Genomic DNA, 8128 nt, shown 5'->3' with positions numbered 1-8128 from the left:
CGCCGATGCGGCCCTCGGCGAGGCCGCCGGTGCGGACGTCGTGGCCGAGGGCGACGGGCACGCCGCCGAGCCGTTCGGCGAGCAGCGCGCGCAGGGGGAGGTCGCGCCAGCCGAGGTTGGCCGAGTAGACGGCGAGGCCCTCCCGCTCGTCGACGATGCCGGGCACGGCGAGGCCCGCCGCGGAGGCGGGCCGTCCGTAGCGGCGGACGCCGTGGGCACGCAGTTCGCCGGCGAAGTCGAGGATGCCGGTGACGACGGCTTCGGGGCCGCGGTCGCGGCCGGTGGCCCGGCGCGCCTGGTGCAGCAGTTCGCCGCCCGCACCGACCAGGGCGGCCTTCATCCCGGTGCCGCCCACGTCGAGGGCGATGACATGTTCCACGGGGACAGTGTGACCCCGGCACCCGGGAGAGGTCTAGTCCACTTACGTGGTGTAGACCTTATTCCGGTTATCGAAAAATTTCGGACGGCGCGCTCCGCGCCGGGGTTGGGGCAGTACGCAGTGCAGCGGCGGGTCAGGACAAGGGCGATCGCGGTGGTCTCCGCACTGGGACTCACGGCGGTCCTCGGCGGATGCGGTGGTGACGGCTCGTCCGACGTGACACTGAAGCTGGTCGCCGCCGACTACGGCGACAGCGCGGCCACCAGCAGCCGGAAGTACTGGGCCGACCTGGTCGAGGAGTTCGAGGCCGGGCACCCCGGCGTGAAGGTCGACGTCAGCGTCTACTCCTGGAACGACGTCGACCGCAAGGTCAAGGAGATGGTCGACGCGGGCGACCCGCCGGACCTGGCGCAGATCGGCGCGTACGCCGACTACGCGAAGAAGGACCTGCTGTACAAGGCCGGCGACCTGCTCTCCATCCCCGTCCAGGCCGACTTCGTCCCCCAGCTCGCCGACGCCGGGGAGATCCCCGCCGGGCAGTTCGGGCTGCCCTTCGCCTCCTCGACGCGCGTGCTGTTCTACAACAAGGACCTGTTCGACGAGGCCGGCATCACCCCGCCGAAGACCTGGGAGGAGCTCGCCGACAACGCCGAGGCGCTCAAGGCGGACGGCGTGAAGTACCCCTACGCGCTGCCGCTGGGGCCCGAGGAGGCGCAGGCCGAGACGATGCAGTGGCTGCTCAGCGGCAAGGGCGGCTACACCGACGACATGGGCTCCTACACGATCGACTCCGCCGAGAACGTCGAGACCCTCACCTGGCTCAAGGAGGAGCTGGTCGGCCGCGGCCTCACCGGCCCCGTCGCCCCCGGCAGGCTGGACCGGGCGAAGGCGTTCGCCGCCTTCGCCGACGGGGACGTGGGCATGCTCAACGGGCACCCCTCGCTGATGAAGACGGCCGGCGAGAAGGGCGTGAAGTTCGGCATGGTGCCCATGCCGGGCGTCGACGGGCCGAGCAGGGCCACCCTCGGCGTCGCCGACTGGATGATGGCCTTCCGGAAGAACGGCCACCGCGAGGAGAGCGGCCGGTTCCTCGACTTCGTGTACAGCGAGGAGAAGGTGCTGGAGTTCTCCCGCGCCTACAACCTGCTGCCGGTCACCCAGTCCGCGTCCCGCGTGATGTCCGAGTCCCCGAAGGACAAGGACCTCAAGCCCTTCCTCGACCAGCTCGGCACCTCCGAGCTGTACCCGGTCGGCGAGACCTCCTGGGCCGCGGTCAACGCGGAGATCAAGAAGCAGATCGGCAAGGCGGTCGCCCCCGGCGGCAGCCCCTCCGTGGTCCTCGGCGGCCTCCAGGCGACGGCCACCCGCGTGGAGAGCGGCCGGTAGCGAGCGGCCGGCTGTCGGCGGCAGGGGCTACCGTGCGGGACATGGACGAGGAGCACGAGGAGGCGCCGGCCGGGCTCGGCCGGCGCGAGCGCGACATCCTCGCGCTGGAGCGCCGCGGCTTCCCCGGCCCCGGCGCGAAGGAGCGCGCGATACGCGAGCGCCTGGGCCTGGCCCCCGTGCGCTACTACCAGCTGCTCAACGCCCTCCTCGACGACCCCCGCGCCCTGGCCCACGACCCGGTCACGGTCAACCGCCTCCGCCGCATCCGCGAAGCGCGCCGCGCGGAACGCTGAACGGCGCGCCGACGCGGGCGGGGCGGCCCGCAGGCCGTCAGGGCATGCGGGCGGCCAGGGCGGTGAGGAGGGCGACCAGGCCCTCGGGGCCGTCGACGACGACGTCCGCGCGGTCGCGGAGCTCGGGGACCTCGTCGCTGCCGCTGCACACCAGCAGGCCGGGGACACCGTCGGAGCGGAGCTTCTCCACGGCCGCGAAGGCCGGGAGGTCGCCGAGGTCGTCGCCCGCGTAGAGCACCGCCCCGGCGCCGATCTCGCGCGCGTACTCCTCCAGGGCGACCCCCTTGTCCATGCCGGGCGGACGCAGCTCCAGCACCATCCGGCCCGGCTCCACGATCAGGCCGTGCCGGGCGGCCAGGCCGGTCAGCGGCTCCCGCAGGGCCTCGAAGGCGGCCTGCGGCTCGGCGGCCCTGCGGGTGTGCACGGCCACCGCGCGGCCCTTCTCCTCGACCCAGGTGCCCTGCCAGGTGCCCACCCGGTCCAGCAGCCCCGGCAGCTCCGCCCGCACGGCGGCCACCCCGGGGTGCGGTTCGGGGGCGGTGACGGTGCCGGTGACGGCGTCCCAGCGCTCCGCGCCGTAGTGGCCGAGCACGACCAGGTGCTCCAGGCCGGGGACGCCCGCGAAGCCGCCGTTGCGGACCGCGACACCGGGCGGCCGGCCCGTGATCACGGCGACGGAGGCCACCTTCGGGGCGAGCGCGGCCAGCGCGGGCACGGCATCGGGGTGCGCCCGGGCCCGGTCCGGGTCGGCCACGATCGGCGCGAGCGTGCCGTCGAAGTCGAGGCCGATCAGCGCCCGGTCCGGGCGGGCGAGGAGGGCGTCGAGCCCTTCGCGTCCGGCCCGGGTGACGGGCGTCGGCAGGTCGGGGACGGCATGCGGATCCGTGGAGTCGGTGTGGCTGCCCATACGGCCAACCTATCCACGTCCGGCCGCCGGCACGCCTGCCCGCCCGGCCGGACGGGCGGCCACCCGCCGGATCAGGCCGGGTCCGCTGCCCGCAGGGCGTCCAGCTGGTCCAGGAACCACCGGGTGGGCGGCAGCGCGGTCGCCGCCGCGGCCAGCCGCTTGCTGTGCTCGGTGCGCTGCTCCGGGCCCATGGTCAGCGCCTCGTGCAGGGCGCGGGCGGTGCCGGTGACGTCGTAGGGGTTGACGGTGATCGCGTCCTCCCCGAGCTCCTCGTGGGCCCCCGCCTCCCGGGACAGCACCAGCGCGCAGCCGCGGTCGGAGACGACGGGCACCTCCTTGGCGACCAGGTTCATGCCGTCCCGCACGGGGTTCACCAGGGCCACGTCGGCCAGCCGGTAGGCGGCCAGGGAGCGGGCGAAGTCGTCCTCGACGTGCAGCACGACCGGACGCCAGCCGGGGGTGCCGTACCGCTCGTTGATCTCCTCGGCGACCCGCTGCACCTCGGCGGTGTAGTCGCGGTACACGGCGAGGTCCTGGCGGGAGGGGTAGGCGAAGGCGACGTGCACGACCCGCTCGCGCCAGTCGGGGTGGTCGTCGAGGAGCTGTCGGTAGGCGAGCAGACCGCGCACGATGTTCTTCGACAGCTCGGTGCGGTCCACGCGGACGATCGTGCGGCGCGGGGAGCCGTCGGGCGCGGTGCCGATCTCCTCGCGCAGCGCGGTCATCCGCTCCTCGACGTCCGGCTCGTGGGAGCGGGCGCGCAGGAAGTCCGCGTCGGCGCCGAGGCCGTGCACGCCGATGCGGGTGCCGCCGAGGCCGCCCGCGAACTGCTCGCAGCACGCGGTGAACGCGTCGGCCCAGCGCCGGGTGAGGAAGCCGAGCCGGTCGGCGCCCAGCATGCCGCGCAGCACCTGGCCGGCGATGTCGTCGGGCAGCATCCGGAAGTACTCCGGCGGCGCCCACGGGGTGTGCGAGAAGTGGCCGATGCGCAGGTCGGGGCGGAGCTCGCGGAGCAGGCCGGGGACAAGCGTCAGGTGGTAGTCCTGCACCACGACGGCCGCGCCCTCGGCGGCCTCCTCGGCGAGCGCCTCGGCGAAGGCCCGGTTGTAGCTCTCGTAGGACGCCCACCGGCGGCGGAACTCCGCGTCGAAGACGGGTTCCAGCGGGGTCTGGTACAGCATGTGGTGCACGAACCACAGCACCGAGTTCGCGATGCCGTTGTAGGCGTCGGCGTGCACGTCGGCCGGGATGTCCAGCATCCGCACGCCGTCCTCGCCGACGCCGCGGCGCACGGCCTCGCGGTCGCCGTCGGACAGCGCCGAGCACACCCACAGCGCGTCGGCGTCCGAGCCGATCGCGGACAGCCCGGACACCAGCCCGCCGCCGCCCCGCCCGGCCCGCAGCGAACCGTCCTCGTCCACCGTGTACGACACGGGCCCGCGGTTCGACGCGACCAGCACCTGGGCACCCTGACCAGCCTGAGCAGCATGCGTGGAAGCCATACGCACCAACCTAGCCCGGCCCCCGGAACCTCAAACGTCGCGGGGACGCGCTCAGGCCACCCGCCGGGCCTGGTACTCGGCGATCTCCCGCATCGGCGGGCGTTCCTCGGTGTCGACGGAGTACGTGCGCGGCTCGAAGCCGTCCCCGGCCCGCTCGAACTGGGTGAGCGCGGGCCGGATCAGGTGGCCGCGGGCCAGGCGCAGCTGGGCGGTGCGGTAGATCGCGGCGGCCATCCGGCCGAGCGCCCGCCCGTCCTGGTGGCGGTGTTTGCGCACACCGACGTCGACCTGCGCCAGGGCGTCCAGGCCCGCCAGGTGCAGGGCGTCGACGAGCATGCCGAGCTCCACGCCGTAGCCGACCGGGAAGGGCAGCTGCTCCAGCAGCGAGCGGCGGGCCGCGTACTCGCCGCCGAGCGGCTGGACGAAGCCGGCCAGCTGCGGCCAGTGCATGTTGAGCAGGGGGCGCGCCATCAGCTCGGTGACCCGGCCGCCCTGCCCGGCGGCGGCGCCGAGGGGACGGTCGTACATGGCCTTGACCAGCTGCACGTCCGGTTCGGTGAGCAGCGGGCCGACGATGCCGGTGACGAAGTCGGAGGAGAACTCGCGCAGGTCGGCGTCGACGAAGCAGACGATGTCGCCCCGGGTGACCAGCAGGGACCGCCACAGCACCTCGCCCTTGCCGGGCACGGCGGGGATGCGGGGCAGGATCGCGTCCCGGTGCACCACGGTCGCGCCCGCCGCCGCGGCGGCCGCGGCGGTGCCGTCCGTCGACCCCGAGTCGATCACGACGACCTCGTCGACCAGCGGCACCTGGAGCATCAGGTCGTGCCGGATCACCGCCACGATGTCGCCGACGGTCGCCTCCTCGTCGAGCGCCGGCAGCACCACGCTCACCGTCTGGCCCGACGCCCGTTTCGCGGCCAGGATCCCGTGCAGGGGGCGGTCGGCCACGGACCAGGACCGGTCGATCAGCCAGCGCTCGACTTCTTCCAGCACGGTCTGCGGCTCCTCACTCCGGTCCGGTCCTGTGATCCATCTCGCGGTTCGGACGACTGTCTCGATCGCCCGGGGTGTCGGTTACAGTCTTGAACAACGCGCACGGCCCCCGCATGCCGGGGTCGCCGCCGCGACAACTGAACACCGCTCATCCAGAGGGGCAGAGGGATACGGCCCGATGAAGCCCCGGCAACCCTCCAGTCGGTTCTTGTCACACGGACGTGGCGAGGCTCCCGGCTAGGGAAGGTGCCAAATCCGTCTCACGGCGAGATGCGTCGTGAGGAAGATGAGGAGAAAGGGCCTCGCCTCACATGGCTGTGCAGACCGTTGCAAGCAGCACCGGCGCCACCGGATCCGCTGCCACCCCCGACGTCGACCTCGGCCCCGCCGCCGCGCTGTCCTGCCGCGAGTGCGGCCACCGCGTCCCGCTCGGCCCCGTCTTCGCCTGCCAGGAATGTTTCGGCCCGCTGGAGATCGCCTACGACTTCTCGTCCTACGGGGCCGAGGAACTGCGCCGGCGCATCGAGGCGGGCCCCGCGAACATCTGGCGCTACGCGCCGCTGCTGCCCGTCCCCGCCGACGTGGCCGGCAAGCCGAACCTCAACCCGGGCTGGACCCCGCTGGTCAAGGCGGACAACCTGGCCCGTGAACTCGGCGTCACCGGCGGGCTGTTCGTCAAGGACGACTCCGGCAACCCGACCCACTCCTTCAAGGACCGGGTCGTCGCCCAGGCCCTGGAGGCCGCCCGCGCCTTCGGTTTCACCACCCTGTCCTGCTCCTCCACCGGCAACCTGGCGGGCGCCGTGGGTGCCGCCGCCGCCCGGGCCGGCTTCCGCTCCTGCGTGTTCATCCCGCACGACCTGGAGCAGGGCAAGGTCGTCATGGCCGCCGTCTACGGGGGCGAACTCGTCGGCATCGAGGGCAACTACGACGACGTGAACCGCTTCTGCTCCGAGCTGATCGGCGACCCGGCCGGCGAGGGCTGGGGCTTCGTCAACGTCAACCTGCGGCCGTACTACGCCGAGGGCTCCAAGACGCTCGCCTACGAGATCTGCGAGCAGCTCGGCTGGCGGCTGCCGGACCAGATCGTCGTCCCGATCGCCTCCGGCTCGCAGCTCACGAAGATCGACAAGGGGCTGCGGGAGCTGATCGAGCTGGGGCTGGTCGAGGACCGCCCCTACAAGATCTTCGGCGCGCAGGCCGCGGGCTGCTCCCCGGTCTCGGCCGCCTTCAAGGCCGGGCACGACGTGGTCCGCCCGCAGAAGCCCGACACCATCGCCAAGTCGCTCGCCATCGGCAACCCGGCCGACGGCCCCTACGTCCTGGACATCGCGCGCCGCACGGGCGGCGCGGTGGAGGACGTCACCGACGAGCAGGTGGTGGACGCGATCAGGCTGCTCGCCCGGACCGAGGGCATCTTCGCGGAGACGGCGGGCGGCGTGACCGTGGGCGTGACCCGCAAGCTGGTCGACAGCGGCCTGCTGGACCCCTCCCTGACCACCGTCGTCCTCAACACCGGGGACGGTCTGAAGACCCTCGACGCGGTCGCCGGCACGGGCCTGACCGCCACCATCCGCCCCAACCTGGATTCCTTCCGAGAGGCTGGCCTCGCATGAGTGTGACCGTCCGCATCCCGACCATCCTGCGCACCTACACGGGTGGACAGGCCGAGGTGAACGCCGAGGGGTCGACCCTCGCCGAGGTCATCGAGGACCTGGAGAAGAACCACACGGGCATCGCCGCCCGCGTCCTGGACGACCAGGGCAAGCTGCGCCGCTTCGTCAACGTCTACGTCAACGACGACGACGTGCGCTTCGAGCAGGGCCTCGGGACCGCGACCCCGGACGGGGCCGGCGTGTCGATCATTCCGGCGGTCGCCGGCGGCTGATCGTTACCCTGGGTAACTTCGGTTACCGAGCGTTCATCGGATTGCCCCCTCCGTAAGAGAAGCGGAGGGGGCAATTCCATGGGATTGAACGCGGTAGGGTTGGGGAACGCGGCCCCGGTCCACCGATCGGGAACCGTGAATTCCTGCCGCTCGCCCGACGAGAAGTAGCCAAAGTCTGTGCGGCTTCCGCGGCTTTTGTGGCCTTTGTGCGGCCCGGTTTGCCCTGAATTCGGGCGAAGTTGCACAACATTCCGGACCGGTGTCGTCCAGATTTCTCGTCCGATTGACCTGTTGCAGACGGCAGTTGGACAGATACATTCAGCCGCGGTCGACGCGTTCCGGCGCACGCCCCCACCCATCGGGGGGTGAGGTCTGACCCGGGTCCGCGAAGTGTGGATCTGTGCAAGGGCCAGTAATAGGGGAGTTAGGCATGGCTCAGGGCACCGTCAAGTGGTTCAACGCGGAGAAGGGGTACGGCTTCATCGCGGTCGACGGTGGTGCGGATGTTTTCGTCCACTACAGCGCGATCCAGATGGACGGCTACCGCACCCTGGAAGAGGGCCAGCGGGTCGAATTCGAGATCTCGCAGGGCCAGAAAGGCCCGCAGGCCGACATGGTTCGCGTCACCGCCTGAACGCGCTACCAACCGCAAGCATCTACTGCTGACGAAGGGCCCGCACCTCCCGGGGTGCGGGCCCTTCGCCGTGCCGCCGTGCGCCGCCGCCGCCCGCCGGCCCGCGACGCCCCTTCCGGCACCGCCCCGCGGGGACACGCCCG

The 8128-nt window shown here is 72.4% G+C and carries 9 protein-coding genes and 1 riboswitch; of the genes, 5 read left to right on the top strand and 4 right to left on the bottom strand.

Annotated features, from left to right (window positions below):
* A partial coding sequence (locus tag G3I53_RS28990; RefSeq protein WP_164438938.1) for an ROK family protein occupies positions 1-379 on the bottom strand: 379 nt, incomplete at its 3' end.
* A gap of 120 nt (positions 380-499) precedes the next feature.
* Here G3I53_RS28990 and G3I53_RS28985 point away from each other — a divergent pair.
* Both G3I53_RS28985 and G3I53_RS28980 read left to right on the top strand, forming a co-directional pair.
* Positions 500-1765: an extracellular solute-binding protein gene (locus G3I53_RS28985; RefSeq protein ID WP_164333747.1), complete on the top strand. Its 1266-nt coding sequence runs from the start codon at positions 500-502 to the stop codon at positions 1763-1765.
* Between the two features lie 41 nt (positions 1766-1806).
* A complete protein-coding gene (locus G3I53_RS28980; RefSeq protein ID WP_164438937.1) occupies positions 1807-2058 on the top strand; it encodes a DUF3263 domain-containing protein in 252 nt (83 codons plus the stop codon).
* A 37-nt stretch (positions 2059-2095) separates the two neighbouring features.
* Here the strand turns inward: G3I53_RS28980 and otsB are convergent, their stop codons facing one another.
* The 3 genes from otsB to G3I53_RS28965 form a co-directional block, all read right to left on the bottom strand.
* Positions 2096-2965: a trehalose-phosphatase gene (gene otsB, locus G3I53_RS28975; protein ID WP_164438936.1), complete on the bottom strand. Its 870-nt coding sequence runs from the start codon at positions 2963-2965 to the stop codon at positions 2096-2098.
* A 71-nt stretch (positions 2966-3036) separates the two neighbouring features.
* Positions 3037-4467, bottom strand: coding sequence for a trehalose-6-phosphate synthase (locus G3I53_RS28970; protein WP_203591882.1), 1431 nt, complete (start codon positions 4465-4467; stop codon positions 3037-3039).
* A gap of 51 nt (positions 4468-4518) precedes the next feature.
* On the bottom strand, positions 4519-5463 hold the full coding sequence (locus tag G3I53_RS28965; RefSeq protein WP_164334350.1) for a glucosyl-3-phosphoglycerate synthase: 945 nt from the start codon (positions 5461-5463) through the stop codon (positions 4519-4521).
* Between the two features lie 145 nt (positions 5464-5608).
* Positions 5609-5756, top strand: a riboswitch (SAM riboswitch).
* Positions 5757-5774: 18 nt separating this feature from the next.
* Here G3I53_RS28965 and thrC point away from each other — a divergent pair.
* The 3 genes from thrC (at position 5775) to G3I53_RS28950 (ending at position 7985) form a co-directional block, all read left to right on the top strand.
* Positions 5775-7079 carry a threonine synthase gene (gene thrC / locus G3I53_RS28960; RefSeq protein WP_164334349.1) on the top strand — a complete coding sequence of 435 codons (1305 nt, stop codon included), beginning with the start codon at positions 5775-5777 and terminating at the stop codon, positions 7077-7079.
* A complete protein-coding gene (locus tag G3I53_RS28955) occupies positions 7076-7351 on the top strand; it encodes a MoaD/ThiS family protein (RefSeq protein ID WP_164334348.1) in 276 nt (91 codons plus the stop codon). Before thrC ends, G3I53_RS28955 begins: the two co-directional genes overlap by 4 nt.
* 430 nt (positions 7352-7781) lie before the next feature.
* Positions 7782-7985, top strand: a complete 204-nt coding sequence (locus G3I53_RS28950) for a cold-shock protein (protein ID WP_004986573.1) — start codon at positions 7782-7784, stop codon at positions 7983-7985.
* Positions 7986-8128 lie beyond the last annotated feature (143 nt).

It is taken from the genome of Streptomyces sp. SID14436, from assembly GCF_010548465.1.
GTDB lineage: Bacteria > Actinomycetota > Actinomycetes > Streptomycetales > Streptomycetaceae > Streptomyces.
The sequence above is the reverse complement of the archived record's forward strand: the minus strand, read 5'-3'. Positions and strand labels throughout refer to the sequence as shown.